This is a genomic window from Pseudomonas sp. AU11447, assembly GCF_001672555.2.
GTDB lineage: Bacteria > Pseudomonadota > Gammaproteobacteria > Pseudomonadales > Pseudomonadaceae > Pseudomonas > Pseudomonas nitroreducens.
On sequence record NZ_LZDG02000012.1, the window covers coordinates 1 to 401 of the forward strand.

Below are 401 nucleotides of genomic sequence, written 5' to 3' on the forward strand. Positions count from 1 at the left end.
CCGGCAATCGTCACCACCGACCTGCGCCTGAACGAGCCGCGCTACGCGTCGCTGCCGAACATCATGAAGGCGAAGAAGAAGCCGCTGGAATTCCTCCCCCCTGACGCGCTGGGTGTCTCCACGGCCTCGACCGTGAAGACCCTCAAGGTCGAAGCGCCGGCCGCGCGCAGCGCCGGCATCAAGGTGAAATCGGTGGCCGAACTGGTCGAGAAACTGAAGAACGAAGCGAAGGTGATCTGATGACTGTGCTGGTTGTTGCAGAACATTCGAATGGCGCACTGGGCGCTGCCACTCTGAACACCGTTGCTGCCGCGCAGAAGATCGGCGGCGACATCGCCGTCCTGGTCGCTGGCCAGAACGTCGGTGGCGTGGCTGAAGCCGCTGCCAAGATCGCTGGTGTT

2 pseudogenes are annotated in these 401 nt (G+C 63.1%); both read left to right on the top strand.

Annotation, left to right across the window (positions count from 1 at the left end):
- Positions 1 to 240, top strand: a pseudogene (locus tag A6723_RS00080) (electron transfer flavoprotein subunit beta/FixA family protein); the annotation flags it as partial.
- A pseudogene (locus A6723_RS31575) lies at positions 240 to 401 on the top strand (electron transfer flavoprotein subunit alpha/FixB family protein); the annotation flags it as partial. The pseudogenes A6723_RS00080 and A6723_RS31575, both read left to right, overlap by 1 nt.